14 protein-coding genes and 1 pseudogene are annotated in these 16,348 nt (G+C 68.3%); 9 read left to right on the forward strand and 6 right to left on the reverse strand.

What is annotated here, in order from left to right:
• Positions 1–622: 622 nt before the first annotated feature.
• Together ACFY2Z_RS38995 and ACFY2Z_RS39000 are read right to left on the reverse strand one after the other, a co-directional pair.
• Positions 623–1,597: a helix-turn-helix domain-containing protein gene (locus ACFY2Z_RS38995; protein ID WP_390748736.1), complete on the reverse strand. Its 975-nt coding sequence runs from the start codon at positions 1,595–1,597 to the stop codon at positions 623–625.
• Between the two features lie 456 nt (positions 1,598–2,053).
• A complete protein-coding gene (locus ACFY2Z_RS39000; RefSeq protein ID WP_390748737.1) occupies positions 2,054–2,929 on the reverse strand; it encodes a PhzF family phenazine biosynthesis protein in 876 nt (291 codons plus the stop codon).
• 324 nt (positions 2,930–3,253) lie between these two features.
• Between ACFY2Z_RS39000 and ACFY2Z_RS39005 the strand changes: the two are divergent.
• Positions 3,254–3,841, forward strand: a pseudogene (locus tag ACFY2Z_RS39005) (transposase); the annotation flags it as partial.
• A gap of 317 nt (positions 3,842–4,158) precedes the next feature.
• Here ACFY2Z_RS39005 and ACFY2Z_RS39010 read toward each other — a convergent pair.
• Positions 4,159–4,800 (reverse strand): type III effector protein, encoded by a 642-nt coding sequence (locus ACFY2Z_RS39010; protein WP_390748738.1) that lies wholly within the window; start codon positions 4,798–4,800, stop codon positions 4,159–4,161.
• Positions 4,801–4,928: 128 nt separating this feature from the next.
• Here ACFY2Z_RS39010 and ACFY2Z_RS39015 point away from each other — a divergent pair, with 128 nt between their 5' ends.
• The 3 genes from ACFY2Z_RS39015 (at position 4,929) to ACFY2Z_RS39025 (ending at position 6,357) form a co-directional block, all read left to right on the forward strand.
• Positions 4,929–5,360 carry an Hsp20/alpha crystallin family protein gene (locus tag ACFY2Z_RS39015; RefSeq protein WP_390748739.1) on the forward strand — a complete coding sequence of 144 codons (432 nt, stop codon included), beginning with the start codon at positions 4,929–4,931 and terminating at the stop codon, positions 5,358–5,360.
• A gap of 99 nt (positions 5,361–5,459) precedes the next feature.
• Positions 5,460–5,855 carry a DUF2267 domain-containing protein gene (locus ACFY2Z_RS39020; protein ID WP_390748750.1) on the forward strand — a complete coding sequence of 132 codons (396 nt, stop codon included), beginning with the start codon at positions 5,460–5,462 and terminating at the stop codon, positions 5,853–5,855.
• A gap of 64 nt (positions 5,856–5,919) precedes the next feature.
• The gene (locus ACFY2Z_RS39025) at positions 5,920–6,357 is read left to right on the forward strand and encodes a DUF2267 domain-containing protein (RefSeq protein ID WP_390748740.1); all 438 of its coding nucleotides are present in this window, start codon (positions 5,920–5,922) and stop codon (positions 6,355–6,357) included.
• Positions 6,358–6,536: 179 nt separating this feature from the next.
• On the opposite strand, the gene ACFY2Z_RS39030 is transcribed toward ACFY2Z_RS39025, so the two are convergent.
• The gene (locus ACFY2Z_RS39030; RefSeq protein WP_390748741.1) at positions 6,537–6,668 is read right to left on the reverse strand and encodes a hypothetical protein; all 132 of its coding nucleotides are present in this window, start codon (positions 6,666–6,668) and stop codon (positions 6,537–6,539) included.
• A 112-nt stretch (positions 6,669–6,780) separates the two neighbouring features.
• A complete protein-coding gene (locus tag ACFY2Z_RS39035; protein ID WP_390748742.1) occupies positions 6,781–7,599 on the reverse strand; it encodes a TrmB family transcriptional regulator in 819 nt (272 codons plus the stop codon).
• A 334-nt stretch (positions 7,600–7,933) separates the two neighbouring features.
• Between ACFY2Z_RS39035 and ACFY2Z_RS39040 the strand changes: the two genes are divergently transcribed.
• The 4 genes from ACFY2Z_RS39040 to ACFY2Z_RS39055 all read left to right on the forward strand — a co-directional run bounded on the left by ACFY2Z_RS39040 (position 7,934) and on the right by ACFY2Z_RS39055 (position 13,194).
• Positions 7,934–9,865, forward strand: a complete 1,932-nt coding sequence (locus ACFY2Z_RS39040) for a putative Ig domain-containing protein (RefSeq protein WP_390748743.1) — start codon at positions 7,934–7,936, stop codon at positions 9,863–9,865.
• A 108-nt stretch (positions 9,866–9,973) separates the two neighbouring features.
• On the forward strand, positions 9,974–10,411 hold the full coding sequence (locus ACFY2Z_RS39045) for a hypothetical protein (protein WP_390748744.1): 438 nt from the start codon (positions 9,974–9,976) through the stop codon (positions 10,409–10,411).
• A 359-nt stretch (positions 10,412–10,770) separates the two neighbouring features.
• The gene (locus ACFY2Z_RS39050) at positions 10,771–11,157 is read left to right on the forward strand and encodes a hypothetical protein (protein ID WP_390748745.1); all 387 of its coding nucleotides are present in this window, start codon (positions 10,771–10,773) and stop codon (positions 11,155–11,157) included.
• A gap of 1,617 nt (positions 11,158–12,774) precedes the next feature.
• Positions 12,775–13,194, forward strand: a complete 420-nt coding sequence (locus ACFY2Z_RS39055) for an SsgA family sporulation/cell division regulator (RefSeq protein ID WP_390748746.1) — start codon at positions 12,775–12,777, stop codon at positions 13,192–13,194.
• 733 nt (positions 13,195–13,927) lie between these two features.
• Here ACFY2Z_RS39055 and ACFY2Z_RS39060 read toward each other — a convergent pair.
• Entirely contained in the window at positions 13,928–14,554 is a 627-nt protein-coding gene (locus ACFY2Z_RS39060) for a TetR/AcrR family transcriptional regulator (RefSeq protein WP_390748747.1), read from the reverse strand.
• A gap of 241 nt (positions 14,555–14,795) precedes the next feature.
• Between ACFY2Z_RS39060 and ACFY2Z_RS39065 the strand changes: the two genes are divergently transcribed.
• Positions 14,796–16,348: cytochrome P450 (locus tag ACFY2Z_RS39065; protein WP_390748748.1), on the forward strand; the 1,553-nt coding region annotated here is incomplete at its 3' end.

Here is a 16,348-nt window from a genome sequence, read left to right on the forward strand (position 1 = left end):
GCGCTCCACACGACCCTCCGACCGCGCCGCCTCCAGCCAGCGCCACACCGTCCGCACACTCACCCCACTGGCCTGGGCACCCGCACGCACATACGCCCTCGTCAACGCCCCGGCGGCATCGAGCTCCATCAGCCACGCCACCAGCACCGGCCCGGACACCCTCAACCCCACCGAGACCTCACCCCCACACGCCCGGCTCCCCAGCACACACCCTTCCGCCCGCGGACACCGGCATCGACCGCCATGCCGTCGCGCAGCTACCGAAGGATCAGAAGTGCCGCTCCCATGACAGTGGAACGGAGCGTGGTGTACCGCCCCATGACAGCCACGACGGCACCAGACACCGCCCTATGTCAGTGACTCCCCCACCCTCAACAACCCACCAGGAGCGCCCTGACCTGATAGACCGTCACTGACACCCACCCATCAACACCAAACCAGCACATCGCACCCAGTGGTCGTCAAACTGAGCGTATGGGTCTCCAACATCAAAACCCGACGCGACAAACTAACCCAGGAGCAGCAGGCCGCCCTCACGCAGCTCGGCGTGGACTGGGCAAAGGCCGGGCCGGTGCCGAGTCAGCCCGGTGTCCCGGATCGGGGGATGACGTCTCTGGAACCATCACTCAGCCGGGCGCCGTTCGCCGGACGGGCTGTGCAGCTGCCACTCGCGAGGCGCTATGCCGTAAGCGGCACGGAAAACACGGCTGAAGTGGCTGGGGCTCACGAAACCCCAGCGACGGGCGACGGTCGCCACTCCGAGCCGCTGGGCCGGGGAGCGCAGGAGATCCCGACGGCACCGCTCCAGGCGCTGCGTCCGGATCCATTCCCCGAGAGTGGTTCCCTCCAGCTGGAACAACTTGTGCAGGTAGCGCACCGAAATGAAGTGGGCGGCGGCGATCGCGGTGGGTGACAGGTCTGGGTCGGAGAGGTTTCGCAGGATGTGGTCTTTCACTCGCACCATCATGGCCGCGGCAGTTTCGGGAGCCTGGGGCCTGAAGCGGCCGCTCCGCTCGTTGATGAACAGTGCCAGCAGGTCGAGCCCCGTCGCGGCGACCTGACGGCCGACGAAGTCGTCGAAGCCCGCTGCTTCGCGCGCCATGCGCGCGAAATAGGTCGCCACCAGTGCGGCACTTCCGCCGCGACCCGAGAACGCTCTCGCAGTCAACGCCTCCAGGTCTTCGTCCCGCACGCGAGGCTCCTTCCGAGGGAAATGAAAGGAGGTGAACCAGAATTCGCCCTGCACTTTCTTTCTGAACACGCGAGACGAATCAGAAATGGAGAAATCTCCCGGCTCTATCAGGCACTCCCTCCCGTCCTGCTCCTTGACAGCGCTGCCTCTGCGTTGAAGCGTGAGGATGAGGAATTCCTTCCCGTCCCGGGCTATCAGGCGCTTGCTGCGCGTCACCTCTTGCGGCCCGGCCTGGACGTCCGACACCTGTGTGCCACCCCATTGGTGGGTGACGATTCTTCCCGGTGGCGGATCTTCCTCCAGGATATTGACATCGAGCGGTACGAACGTCCGGGACACCGCTTCATGCCAGCGCTCTATCCGGTCGGCTGCGGACAGCGCCGCGGTGGAAAGGACGACGGACATCTGGCCCCCTTAACATTGGGTTCGACGGGCAGTTCGGTTCCGGTCACCGGACAGTCCGATCACCGAAGACCCGGTGTGCCTTCCAGAACACCGTGCCAGCCGCCCTGGGCCGGCGCATCGCGTGAATCCGCTAGATCAGGGGTGCCGGACTGAGATGCCCCTCACTTGATGGCTCCACTGGTGGCACCGGCGGCGACGTAGCGCGAGTCCCTCGGTTGAACGGGGCCTCCGGATCAGCCTTCGAGCTTCCCTTTTCAGCCACAGCAGGGTGTTGCTATGGCGGCGGCGCGAGAACGACTCGTGTCCCGTGCGTACTGTCGATGCCATGACGGACATGATCGACACCTTGCTGGCCGCGGATGACGAGCAACTGCGCAGGGGGCAAGGTTCGTTGAAGTGGGACGCTCTGTGACGACTGGGGAGACGTGTGTCTGCCCTGCCGTCATGGCTGGCGCTTTAGCTGATGCGAGCTCCCGTGCCGCTGACACGGACGCGCGGGTCACCCGCGCGCAGCGTCACCGTGAGTTCGCCAGGGCGGCCCAGGTCCTCGCCCTGATGCAGGGTGAGGACGGCGTCCTCGGGGACCAGGCCGAACTCACGGGCGTACGCACCGAACGCGGCGGCCGCGGCACCGGTTGCCGGGTCCTCGACGACGCCGCCGACGGGGAACGGGTCACGGACATGGAAGACGGTGGCCGACTCTCGCCACACCAACTGGACCGTGGTCAGGTCCAAGCGGTGCATCAGGGCTTCGAGGCGCGCGAAGTCGTACGCGAGATCTGCGAGGCGCGCGCGTGTCGCCGCCGCGAGAACGAGATGGCGGGCACCGGCGAACGCGATATGGGGCGGGAAGGCCGGGTCGAGATCGGCGGCCGGCCAGCCGAGCGCGGCGAGCGCCTCCGTGAGGTCGGCGTCGGCGATCTCCTCGATGTGCGGCTCGACGCTGGTGAGCGTGGCCCTGAGCGTCCCGCCCTCCTCGGCCACCTCCACCGGCACGACGCCGACGCTCGTTGCGAATACCAGCTCCCCGGGGCCTATCCGCTCGGCGAGCGCGACGGCCGTCGCGACGGTGGCGTGCCCGCAGAACGGCACCTCGGCCTTGGGGCTGAAGTAACGAATGCTGTACGCCCGTCCCTCCTGGCCTCCGAGGCCCTCCGGGGGCGCGGTCAGGAACGCGGACTCCGAGTATCCGAGGTCGGCGGCGATAGCCAGCATGTCGCTGTCGTCCAGGGCGGTCGCATCCAGAACGACGCCGGCGGGGTTTCCGCCGTCGGCGGCGCTGGAGAATGCGGTGTATCGCAGTACCGCGGGCCGCGGCGCATTCGTCGTCATGCCTGCGGCAACGCGGGGCGGGCCCACGGCTATTCCTGGACCCGAGCAGTGCTGTCGCGAACCCGTCACGGTGTTGTTGGCGCGGGACAGGTCGCCGCACGGATCCTCTGGGCGGATCAGCAACCTTGGGAGGTCGCGAATGGCAACTCCCGCCTCCCGGAGGCTGCGCCGGGCGGGCTGGTCGTCTCGATGGAAGAAGTCCGGGGTCCGTTGCTTTTCTCGCCGCGCAACCGACTCCTCCAGCCACGCCGGGATCAAGGTGTTGCCGGAGGTGGCCCGGGTGCGTGGCCGTCCGCATACGATTGCTGCCGATAGCCGGCCGACCGAGAGCACCTGCGTCGGCGTCGTGCCGAGGATCCCGCCGTCCCGATCACCCACCTCCTCGAAGAGATCCGGGAGTTGGGCTACACGGGCAGCGCCAACCTGCTGGTCCGCTGCCTCCACCAGGGCCGCGCCGAAGGCGACCGCCCCGTCACCACCCCACGTCACGCCAGCCGCCTCTGCTCACCGACCCCGAAAACCTGCGCCCGAGGAAACGACCCTGTCGGAGAAGATCGTTGCGGCCTGCCCGGAGACGACCGCACTCGCCGATCTCGTACGCGGCTTCGCCACCCTGCTGAATCCGGCCGAGGGCGACGTGAAACTCACCGAGTGGATCACGACCGCCCAGGCCATCGACCTGCCTCACCTGCGCAGCTTCACCGACGGTCTCGAAATCGACCGTTCCGCCGTGAACGCCCGCCTCACCTCGCCCTACCACAACGGCCGCACCGAAGGCGTCAACCCCGCACCAAAAGGATCACCAGGCAGATGCACGGACGCGCCGGGTTCGACCCCCTCCGCCACCGCTCCTTCTGCCCTGACCGCTACTCGGCGTCACCACCGACTACGGACCAGAGCCGATTCGTTTGACAGACCCGGAGTGCTTGTCTGCGTTTTCGATCTTCCCGTTCTGTTGCTCGTTTTGCTCGGCCGCGGTGGCCAGGTCATGACGACCATGGGGAGGCCGGGGTGCGGCAGGAGTGGGAGCCGGAGGCCCTGCATCACCCGCATCACCCCGGGCCCCGGGCGGGGGCAAGACCATCCAGGTCCGCCTTCCACGGTGACAGTTACCCCCACGGATCAACCGCGGCCGGGGTGGAATTGATCTTGAGCAGCGGTGGGCCCCGGCCGGTCGGCCGGGGCCCACCGCGTGAACTCCGACTGTGTGTCTGCAGTTGCCTATCGGGTCAGTCGGGGGCGGCGTCTGCGGCCGGGGCGGAGTTCGTCAGGGTGTCGAGTTGGGCGGCGAGGCCGGGGTGGGTGGCGGTCAGGTGTGGGCGGGCGGCGTTCAGGGGGTGGATGAGGGTTGCGGGGTCGTCCTGGGCGAGGGCCGCGTGGAGCTGTCTGAGCGGCAGCCGCGCCGCTTCGGGGAGGTCGGTGAGGGCGGCGATCTGGCCGGCGATGCGGCGCAGGTCGGCGGCGTTGCGGCGGGCGCAGGCGGCAGCGGTACGTTGCGCGGCGCGGCGTCCGCGGGTGGCCTGGACGCGTTGTTCGCCGGTGCTTCCGGTGGGGCCGGGCCGGCCCCGCAGGTAGCGGCGTTCGGCGGCTTGGCGGCTGGCGACGCCGAGGGGACGGGCGAGGTCGGCCCAGCTTGCGCCGGCGTGGCGGGCGGTTTCGATCAGGCCGGTTTCCCAGCCGGAGAGCTGCTCGCGCACCTGCCGCAGCAGCAGGGAGGCCAGGGCCTGCTCAGGGCCGGTGTCGGGGACATCGGGGAAGCCGGGGGCCTCGTGCTGGGCGGCGCGCAGGGCGTCGTCTATGACGTGAAGGGCCGCCGCAGCGGCGAGAAACGATGCCGGGCGGGAAGGGGTCGGCTGGTCGGCTGCTGTCACGGGCACCTCCTTCGGGCTGTCATCCTTCGGACGACGCTCTTGTTTGTCATCCATTGGATGACATGGTACAACGGTTTCCGTGAGGCGCATTGGCAGCAACTGCCCGAACCTGCTGGAGGTGTTTCACCATGTTGATGCGCACCGACCCCTTCCGTGAGCTCGACCGGCTGGCTCAGCAGCTGATGGGCACGGGCACCTGGTCACGGCCGTCCGCGATGGCGATGGACGCCTACCGTGAGGGTCACGAGTACGTGGTGGCCTTCGACCTCCCCGGTGTCAGCGCGGACGCGATCGACATCGACGTCGAACGCAACATGCTGACCGTCAAGGCCGAACGCCGGCCCGTGACAAAGGCCGACGACGTACAGATGGAACTCTCCGAGCGGCCCCTGGGCGTCTTCTCCCGCCAGATCGTGCTGGCCGACACGCTGGACACCGAGCAGATCAAGGCCGACTACGACGCCGGAGTGCTCACCTTGCGCATCCCGATCGCCGAGCGCGCCAAGCCCCGCAAGATCGCCATCGGCGGGGGATCCGACCGCAAGGAGATCTCGGGCTGAGCCTGCCGGCCGACCGGCGGCGGAGGACGGGCACCTGATCTCCCCCTCACCCCGTCCTCCGCCCCTACGGGACGGACTCGAAGAAGGGTGGCGATGGACGTGACCCTGCGACGGGAAGCGTTCCTGGAACAGGTGAAGGAACGCGGCGACTACCACAACCTGCAGGAAGCACAACGCGCGGCCCGCGTGGTGCTCGCCCTGCTCGGCGCACACCTGGTCGGCGAGGTACGCGCCCAGTTGGCGGCGCGTCTGCCGGACGACTTCGCCCTGATCCTCCTCAACCCGCTGCAGAGCGCCGAACCCCTGCCCCCGGAGCGGTTCGTGCGCGCGACGGCCGCCTGGATCGAGGGGGCCACCGAGCAGACCGCGGCCTGGGACGTCAGCGCCGTCCTCAGCACGGTCGCCGATGCGGCCGGCGACGACCTGCTGGGGCAGATCCTGATCCAGCTCCCCGCGGGCTACGACCTGCTCTTCGGCCACCCCCAGGCCGCCTGACCACCCACATGCCGGTGCCCGCACACCGGCACCGCAACCTTCGGCGAGAAAGGCAACCATCACAGTGATGACCGACCGGCGTGCACCCTTCCAGCACACGCCCGTGATGACGTACGAGCAGCTGCTGGACAAGGTCCGCTACGACGGCGTCTACCCCACCCAGGAGAAGGCCGAGGAAACCGTCCGCCTGGTCCTCGCGGGACTCGGACGCCAGATAACGGGCGACGAACGCGTCGAACTGGCAGCCCGCCTCCCCTTCGAAGCCGCACGCATCCTCACCGCACAGATCCCCGACACCCAGCCCCTCACCGGCTGGGCCTTCGTCAAAGACCTCGCCGCCCGCAGCGGCGCCACCCTGGCCACCACCCGCTGGGACACCGGATCCGTCCTCCGTGCCGTCGCAGCGCTGACCGGCCCCGACCTCCTCACCCGCATCCTGCACCAGCTCCCCTCCGGCTACGCCTTGCTGTTCGGCCGCGCCGAACTCACTACAGCCGCATAGGGCGGGCCGGGTGCTCCCGGCGCCAAAACGCGCCGACGACGACACGTGTCGCACAGACCCACGGGACTCATGCGGGCCGCAGATCCCCGGCGCCGCCGAACGCGGCGGCGGGGATCTGCGGCCGCCGGTTCCGTCCCCACCTGACCGCCACTTCACCGACCAGGCAACGACCGAACCAGTCACCGCAAGGGTGAGCCGATGCTGGGCCTCAGCACGGACTCGGCGACGTTGACGATCCGGCCGAGGTCGAAGCCCTCCATGTCGGCGTGGAATTCGGGGGTGGACAGGTACGCCTCCATTCGCTCCCGCACGTCGTCGACGTCTTGGTAGGAAACGAGAGCGTACAGTCGGGGCGCCTCGCTTTCGCGGGCCGCCGGTACCGTCCAGACTTCCAGGCGAGACACTTGAGTTACTGCTGTTGAGCTAGGCTCCGCGCACAGTGTTCGCCGGATCGGCGCGGTCCCAGACGCTCTGAAAAGCCAGTTGCAAGCAGTTGGCGAGCGCCGGGTGTTCGATGTAGAGCGCGGTGGTGGCGCCGGTGCCGGCAACGGGGTCCGGCATGTCACAGAGCACGAGCGAAGCGTCGGCAATGATCAGCTTGAGCGGCAGCTCGGCGATGAACCGCGCCTCCTCCCCGGCTTCGCTGAAACGCCGTACGTGCTCTAGTACTTCGGCGTCGTTGAGCGCGTCATGGGTGTAGATGGCCCGGGCCCGGCCACCTGCCCTGCGCAGTCGGCGCACCGTCGCGATCCCCTCGGTGTTGGCGACCGGGGCAAGGAAGGGCCGTTGGGAGAAGCTCAGCAGTTCGCGTCCGGCCTGTTCCTGGATGTCGGCGAATCGTTCGGCGATGGCCTTGGGATCGCGCAGCACCTCGATGTAGTCGAGCGGGTCGGTCTTGGTACGCCCGTCGGACCAGACGGGCAGCAGGGCAGTGACCAGTGCCGAAGACACTTGCTCGAGCCGTTCGAGGGATTCGCGGTGCAGCGCCATGAGCCGGGCGGTGGCAAGCTCGGGTGCGACCGCGGAGAACGTGGCCACCCGGCCCGGGCGGACGGTGGCGAGCCGACGCCGCACCAGGGCGTCCAATACGTCGTAGACGCGCTGACGGGGCACATCCGCCTCACGCGCCACCTCGGCGGCGGTGTAGGACTCGCGCCTGACCAGCGCGAGGTAGACCCGCGCCTCGTAGCGTGCCAGGCCCAGTGCTGTGAGGTCACTGACTGATCCGTCGTCCACGTCCATGGCATCACACGCTATAGCCGATCCGCTCCGTCCTCCTGGTCGGGGGACGGACGACGTCAACTCTGTCTGGATTCATCACTGTTGGGGCTCGACCGTATTGCTTACCGAGGCAAAGGTTTTGCCATTGACTAATGGTCAGTCGGGCTGGGTACTCAGTAGCATCGCAGGGGCCACCACTGCCCGGGGTGGCAGCTCACACCGAAGAACGTGCGCCACTTGAAGCCCCCCGGCAGTAGTTGGACCCGTGCCCTGTCGAAGCATGGCTGATTTGTCATGACCTTGACCAAAGGGACTTCCTGCCGTAGGGCGCCAACTCCCCAGGAAAGGCAGTCTCTTGCGACCACAGAACACGGACCACACGAGACCCAACCCGCTCCGGCGGTTCACCCGCCGCGGGGCCGCCGCGCTGGCGTCGGCCGCAGCCCTGATAGCCGGCGGCATGCTGGCCGTCGCACCCCAGGCGGTGGCCGCGCCGACCGCGTCCCAGGCTTCGAGCGGCTCCGTCGCCAACCCCTACAGCCCCGCGTACCAGCACCCGTACCGGCACGGCGCACTGCCGACCCTCCAGCAGCATGCCAAGATGAAGGCATGGGCGGCCTCCCAGAAGTCCGCGAGCGTCGCGACCGGGCCGCAGACGCTGTCCTACGGCGGCGGCGTCGACGGTATCGGTGTCCAGAGCGGTCATTCGAAGGTCTACCTGGTCTTCTACGGCACCCAGTGGGGTACGCAGAGCACCAACGGCAGCGGGGACCTGACCTTCTCCGGCGACTCGGCGGGCGCCGCGCCCGTCGCCCAGGAGATGTTCAAGGACATCGGCACCGGTAACGAGCGCTGGTCGGCCGACCTGACCCAGTGGTGCGACGGTCCGAACGTGACTACCGGCGCGACCAGTTGCCCGTCGAACGCCAACTTCGTCCCCTACCAGAGCGGCGGCGTACTGGCCGGCACCTGGTACGACAACTCGGGGGCGTCACCCAGTGCCGCCACCGGGCACCAGCTCGGCGCCGAGGCCGTGAAGGCGGCCAGTCACTTCGGCAACACCACGGCCGCGTCGAACCGCGACGCGTACTACGTGATCCTGTCGCCCCACGGCACCAACCCGGACAACTACCAGGGGCAGTACTGCGCGTGGCACGACTGGAACGGTGACACCACGCTGACCGGCGGCGCGGTCTCCTCCACCGTCGGCGACGTCGCCTTCAGCAACCAGCCGTACAACATGGACTCGGGATCGGGCTGCGGCGTCGGGTTCGTCAACTCCCCCGGCACCCTCGACGGCTGGACCATGACGCTCGGCCACGAGTGGCACGAGATGATGTCGGACCAGAACCCGGCCGGCGGCTGGACCAACCACACCGGCAGCTCGTACAACGGCCAGGAGAACTCCGACGAATGCGCCTGGATCGCTCCGGGCCAGACGGGCGGAGCGGCCAACGTCACGATGGGCACCGGCACCTTCGCCGAGCAGGCCAGCTGGTCCAACGACACCAACGCGTGCGCCATTTCGCACGCGATCGTCGGCGGCACCACGGGCAACACGGTCACCGTGAACAACCCCGGCAACCAGAGCGGCACCGTGGGCACCGCCGTGTCCCTGCAGATGACGGGCTCCGACTCCGACGCGAGCCAGACCCTCACCTACACGGCGACCGGACTGCCGGCGGGGCTCAGCATCTCCTCCAGCGGCAAGATCACCGGCACCCCGACCACCGCCGGCACCTCCTCCGTCACCGTCACCGCCAAGGACGGCACGAACGCCTCCGGCAGCACCTCGTTCACCTGGACCATCAGCACCACCGGCGGCGGCTGCTCCAGCCCGGGCCAAAAGCTCGGCAACCCCGGCTTCGAGACCGGCACCGCCGCGCCCTGGACGGCCAGCACCGGGGTGATCGACAACTCCACCGGTGAGGCCGCCCACTCGGGCAGCTGGAAGGCCTGGATGGACGGCTACGGCAGCACCCACACCGACACCCTGTCCCAGTCGGTGACCATCCCGACCGGATGCAGCGCCACCTTCTCCTTCTACCTGCACGTCGACACCGCCGAGACCACCACGACCACCGCCTACGACAAACTGACCGTCCAGGTCGGCTCCACCACCCTGGCCACCTACTCCAACCTGAACGCGGCGAGTGGCTATGCACTCAAGTCCTTCAACCTGTCCAGCTACGCCGGCCAGACAGTGACCCTGAAGTTCACCGGCACCGAGGACTCCAGCCTCCAGACCAGCTTCGTGGTCGACGACACCGCCCTCAACGCCTCCTGACCCCACCAGGACGCCCTGGGCACAGCACGACACCTTCCGCCCCGGCAGGGAACCACTGCCGGGGCGGAACCGTCCCATCGGCACAAACCACCTGGAAAGGTCACGCCCATGGCGCTCCCGCGCACCCACTTTGCACTCCGCCTCGCCGCATGCCTGGCTCTCGCCGCCACCTCCGCCTGCGGCGCCGACGCCGCGCAGCCTGTCGCACCGACCACGCAGGCGCCCGCACACCTCCGGCTGGACGAGCACGCCAACCACACCACCGTCTCCGCCACTGTGGGCACCTCGGTGGTGATCACACTGCACAGCACATACTGGTCCGACCTCACCAGCAGAACACCCGACGTCCTGGCCGCCGACACCTCGCGGGTCACACCAGCCCACACCTGTGCCCCAGGCGCCGGCTGCGGCACTGTCGAACTCACCCTGCGCGCCGTCCGGCCCGGCTCAGCAGACATCACAGCCCACCGAACCAGTTGCGGCGAGGCCCGGCGCTGCACCGGTGATGAGGGCCGATACAGCGTGACCGTGAAGATCCGTGGATAAACAATGAGGCCGCGTGGATAAACAATAAGGCCGTTTCATCTTGAAGTTGCTGTTCACGTACTGATCCGACGGGCATGGACCACCCACCGCTGGGAAACCGACCGAACCGCCGACCATGACCCACGCCTATTCGCGCGATCTCTTGGCTTGGTATCAAACCTTCAGTGATCATTTAGGGGCCGAGGAGACCGGACACCACGGTGAGCAGAGCCCTCCGTCGTGCAGGTGTCGACGACTTTCTTCACCGCCCGGACCGCCGGCTGCGCGGACAGCTCGAAGGTGGCCTCCAGGCCCGCGTACTCCTCTTTCTGCAGGCCCTTGCGGACCTTCACGTCCTTGGCGAAGGCGACGGTGGAGGCATGGGGGGGGCGGCCTGGTTGCAGGCGCGCAGGGTCGCTTCCAGCGCCTGCGCCTGCGCCTGCGCAGGCTGGTTGCGCCGGTTCACCGAGTTCCTCGGGGCCAAACGCGGGCTCGCTGCGACCCCGCACTCCGGCAGCCCCGCCTTCGAGCCGCTGCCCGCCTACTTCCAGCAGCGTTTCGAGCCCGCCCTCGGATCGCTGCTCGCCGCCGCGACCGCCGCCGGGGAGGTCCGCAGTGACGTCGATCCCCTGGAACTGCTGCACGCGGTGTCCCGCCTGTGCTCGCCGGCCGGCGAGGACCACACCGGTGACGAACGCATGGTCGCCCTGCGCATTGATGGGCTCCGCTACGGAGCCAAGCCGAAGCCCCAGTCCGCCGAGCACTGATAAGGACTCAGATCCAACTGACGCTTTGAGGCGTCCGCCAGCAGATGATCGCGCAGCCGAGTGTCAGGAAAGCTTGGTGGATGCCGGCCCGGATGTCCCAGCGGAAACGTAGGCGGCGGAGGGTGGAGCAGGGCGAAGGCGGCTTCCACGACCCAGCGGTTCTCGTGCGTCCGCTGCCGTGCTCGGTGCCGCGTCGGCCCATGAGCGGGCGGATACCCAGGTCGCGGACCTGGCGGCGGTACGCGTCATGTCGTAGCCGCGGTCGGCGTAGAGCACGGCGGGGCGCTGGCGCGGGCGTCCGCGCTTGCCCTGAACAGGCGGCACCGCCTGGATCAGGGACAGGAGCCGGGTGACGTCGTTGCGGTCGCCGCCGGTCACGGTGGCGGCCAGCGCCCTCTCTGCCGCTATATGGGCGTCCTGCCTTGACTTCGGCTCAGCTCGCTGCCGCCGCGCGTTGGGGCCGGGGCGAGCAAGACGGGGTTCCCAGGCGGCGGCGCAGCTCGCTCTCCAGCCCTGCGGCCGGCACCCGGCACAGCGCTGCCCGGGGCCCTGTACTCGCCACTGGCGTACCGGCAGCACCAGCTCGGGTCTGCTACTGCGATCACATCGCAGGGACACCGGCCCCTGCCTCCCTCAGCGCTCGCCCGCTGCGGTCGTGGGCCACTTTCCCAGCCGGCCGACACGAGGGCACCGAGGCCGCCGGCGCAATCGACGCAGTCGGCTTCAGCGAGGAGCACCTCGCCATTTCCATACGTTGTATGGTACTACTGGAAGGGCAGTTCCGTACGGCGTATGGAATGGCTGGCTCGGAGAACCCAAGGCGCGCATGCATCGCCTGTACAAGCAGCGGATGGTGCAGATCGCACCGTCCGAAAGGAGAGACCATGAAGAAGCTCACGAAGCGCATTGCTGCCGCCGCTTCCTCCGTGGCGGTCGCGGGTGTCGCCGTCCTCGGTACCGGAGGCGCCGCTTCGGCCGAGACTCCCGCGTCCGCACACGTCCCGCGTCCGGCCGTCAGTGCCAAGGCCCACGGCTGCCGCTGGGACCACGGGGTCGGCTTCCTGGTCGAGGAGGGGTACTCCGTGGACGCAGTCCGCGGCTGGCATCACGACGACTGCGTCACCGGCTCGCCCGGCACGGCCGCGACGGTCACCACTGCTGGGACGACAAGGAATGCGGATGGAAGTCCGACCGGTCGTACCGGCACGACTGGAACCGCTACGAGCACCACCGGCGGGACCGGCACCACCACGACCGGAACCGCTGACCGGTGCGACAGATGCCGCTTGCGCCCACGGGCCCAGGCTGCGCGCCTCGCGTGACGCCTGCCGAGCGGCAGGGACGAGACCGCTGGTCCAGGAACCAGCGGTCCGTGACCGCCACCCAGGCAGCCGGCTGAGTGAGGGGCTGTCGCCCCACACCTGCCTGCGGACACCCACCCCGGGTCGCAGGCTCGCGTCGCCCACTGCCGCGACGCCACGAATCGTGCGGTCCGCCGCTGCCGTCCGGCGCCCGGGCCTGCTAGAACGCCTCCCCCTTCGTTGCCTCTTCGCTGCCGGCCCCGGGCGGTCCGGCGGTGGGGCGCAGCCGAGGCAGAAGCGCCTTGGAGTGAAGTCGATGAAGTCTTTGAGAGTCGTGGTGCAGCGAGTGGACGTGCAGCTTGTCGTCTCCCGCGCTTACTCGCTGCCCATGAGCATGCGCTTGCGGTACGAGCCCACCGATCCCTATGTCGTCCGCGCCTGCTTTTTCACCGACAGTGACGAGCCGGTGGAATGGGTCCTGGGACGTGATCTTCTTACTGACGGCACGAGGGGGTGCGCCGGCGAGGGAGACGTCCGGATCTGGTCGACCGTCGGCCGTGGTGACCGAGCGATGTACATCGCCCTCGGATCTTCCGCGGGCACTGCCTTGCTCGAGGTTCCCGTGACCGACGTCATGATCTTCCTGGAGGACACGGAGGCTGTGGTGCCGCAGGGCACCGAGTCCAGGCACATCGACTGGGACACCGAACTGGCGCACCTGCTCGCCGAAAGCTGAGACGCGCCTCCCAACCGCCGGGCGGGACGGGCTCTTTGCCCACGGCAGTGGTGTGGCTCGCGTCGCCATCACCGTCCTGTCCCGCTCCCCCGTATGGGCGTGCCGACGCGGAGACCCCGAAGAGCCTCTTGCATATGCACGCCGCTCCTCCGCCGTCGCTGGACAAAGGACCCGGCACGCGGCCTCCACCGTGTCGCGCCCCGGACCACGGACGCCTGGAAGAAGAGAAGCAAGTGTTCATGTCCCAGTTACTGCGGACGCCCACCCCCGACCGACCCTTGCTCTGACGAGGATTCCGAGCCCCTCGAAAGGGCAACGACGAGCCCTGTGGAGCGAATTGCCACGCGTCAACGTCACCTTTGCAGAGGCCTCTGCGTCCAGGATCCTTTGCGCCCGGCTGGCAGCTGCGGGCGGCGGTCTGCCAGCCGGGCGCCACCGCCGCCTCCACCTCGGCAACCCTGGCGGACTTCGGCGACGGCCTGGTGACGTCCATGCTCACTGACGTTGACCCGCGACAAGTGACGCAGCCAGAAGAGCCAGCATCTGGCGGCTGTCGAAGTCCGCGGCAGCGATGGACTCTTGGGGCAGGGCGCGTTGCCGCCACTCGCCGGAGGCCACCTCGGCGACTTCGTGCAACTCCGCCAAGCCGCCCACCAGACGGCAATGGGCATGGACGAGATGGACGAAGTCGGGGCTAATGCGAGCCGACGAAGTTGCCGTTAGGACTACAGACTCAATGGCCGTCGGCCTGGCCGTCACGAACGGCGGCGAGCCGGCTTTCCAGGCCCGTGATGACCGTGTCCAGCACCAGGCGGAAGACACGGTCCTCGTCGGGGCCTGGATTCGTGTGTCCGTTGTCGTCGACAGTGGGGACGGTGGGGGGCTTGATGTTCGCCCACTGCTGGAGCGCGCCGTTGAGTTCGGCGGTCAGGACACCGGTGACGACGGCGCACACGAGTGCAGCGGTCTCCGGGATCTCCGCGAGCGGCACCCCTGCGGCGCCCAGGATCGTGGTGAGCGCAGCCAGGAACGGATCTTCGCGCTGGATGAAGTCCGGCTGGTGGCTGAACGAGTAGGCCATGAGCTTGGGATGGCGGTGCGCCAGCGTCCGGAAATCCGTAGCCAGCAGGCGCAGGCGCTCCTGCCAGGGAGAGTCCTCCAGCGTTACAGTGCGGAACTGGGCGCCGACCATTCTCGCCACGCCGCGCAGCACAGCCTCTTTGTTCGGCACGTGGTAGTACAGCGACATCGGGTTGGCGTCGAGCACGGTCGCGAGTTTGCGCATGCTGAGCGCCTCGACCCCGTCCGCGTCGATGAGCCGCAGGGCGGCGGCATAGATCCCGGCCTCGGTCAGAGGCACGTCTCTCTTCCTGGTTCCCCGCGGGGGACGCCTCGCCTTTTCCATACCGCGTACGGTATCAGGCCCGTACGGCGTACGGAATGCGAGGCCGATCTCAGCGTGGGCGGCAGGCATGGATAACCAAGGTTGCACTGGACGTTTCATACAGCGTATGTTACCAATTCCGTACGTCGTATGTTTCGGTGTCGTACCCATCAGCCGGCGTCCTTGCCCGCCCCTTTCCCTTGAAGGAGCAAGCCCCGTGACCACACAGTCCGCGAACGACCTGCGTCCCATTCGGTCCCCGCTCGGGATCCCGATCCTGGGCCAGCCGCAGATACCCGACACCAACCCGGTGGCGTACTTCGCAGAGCAGGCCAAGCAGTTCCCCGAGGGCATCTACAGCGTGGACCTCGCCGGCCAGGAGAACGTCTTCGTCTACGACCCGGACCTGATCACCGAGGTCTCCGACGAGACCCGTTTCGGGAAGTCGATCTTCGCGCCGCTGACTCACGTCCGGGACTACACCGGCACCGGCCTGTTCACGGCCGCCGACGACGAAGAGGTCTGGGGCATGGCGCACCGGATCCTCATGCCGGCGTTCAGCCAGCGGGCCATGAAGGGCTACTTCGGCCAGATGCTGGAGATCGCCCAGAACCTGGTCGGCAAGTGGGAGCGCCGGGAGGGCCAGCCGGTCAAGATCACCGACGACTACACCCGGCTCACCCTGGACACCATCGCCCTGTCCGGGTTCGGCTACCGGTTCGACTCCTTCGACAAGGAGCAGCTGCACCCCTTCCTCCAGGCGATCCTCGAGGCGCTTACCGAGTCGATGCGGCGCACGCAGGAGCTGCCGTCGATGACCGCGCTGCGGGTGGACGACGACAAGCGGTACCACGAGAACATCCAGCTGATGCGGGACCTGGTCGAAAGTGTGATCAAGGAGCGCCGTCAGGGGAAGTCCAGCGGTGAGGAGGACCTGCTGGGCCTGATGCTGGAGGCCACCGACCCGGAGACCGGCAAGCCGCTGGACGACGAGAACGTCCGTGACCAGGTGGTGACCTTCCTGATCGCCGGCCACGAGACCACCAGTGGTCTGCTGGCGTTCGCGACGTACTCGCTGATGCGCAACCCGCACGTGCTGGCCCAGGCCTACGCCGAGGTGGACCGGATGCTGCCGGGCGACACGGTGCCGGACTACGACACCATCATGAAGATGGACGTGATCCCGCGGATCCTGGAGGAGACCCTGCGCCTGTGGGCTCCCATCCCGCAGATCATGAAGGCCCCGATCGAGGACACCGTCATCGGCGGCCAGTACGAACTCAAAGCGGGCACGAAGGTGAACCTGCTGATGGGGCCGCTCCACACGCACCCCAAGGCGTGGGACCGCCCCGAGGAGTTCGACATCGACCGCTGGCTGCCGGAGAACCGCGCCCAGCACCACCAGCACGCCTACAAGCCGTTCGGCAACGGCCGGCGTGCCTGCATCGGCCGGCAGTTCGCGCTCACCGAGGCCAAGCTGGCCCTGGCGCTGGTGCTGCAGAAGTTCAAGTTCTCCGACACCACCGACTACAAGATGGACGTACGCGAGGCGCTGACCCGCAAGCCCGGCGACTTCGAACTGGTAGTGCGCCAGCGTCAGGAGCACGAGCGGGCCGTCTTCAGCGTCGCAGCCCTGGACAGCGACGAGGCCCACGAGCAGGCGCAGGTCAGCGGCGTCGGGGTGAACCTGACCGTCGCCTACGGCTCCAGCCTGGGCTCGTGCGAGGACCTGGCGCGCACGATCGCCGACCGCAGTGAGCGCTCCGGCTT

Source organism: Streptomyces sp. NPDC001222 (genome assembly GCF_042896945.1).
Taxonomy (GTDB): Bacteria; Actinomycetota; Actinomycetes; order Streptomycetales; family Streptomycetaceae; genus Streptomyces; species Streptomyces gibsoniae.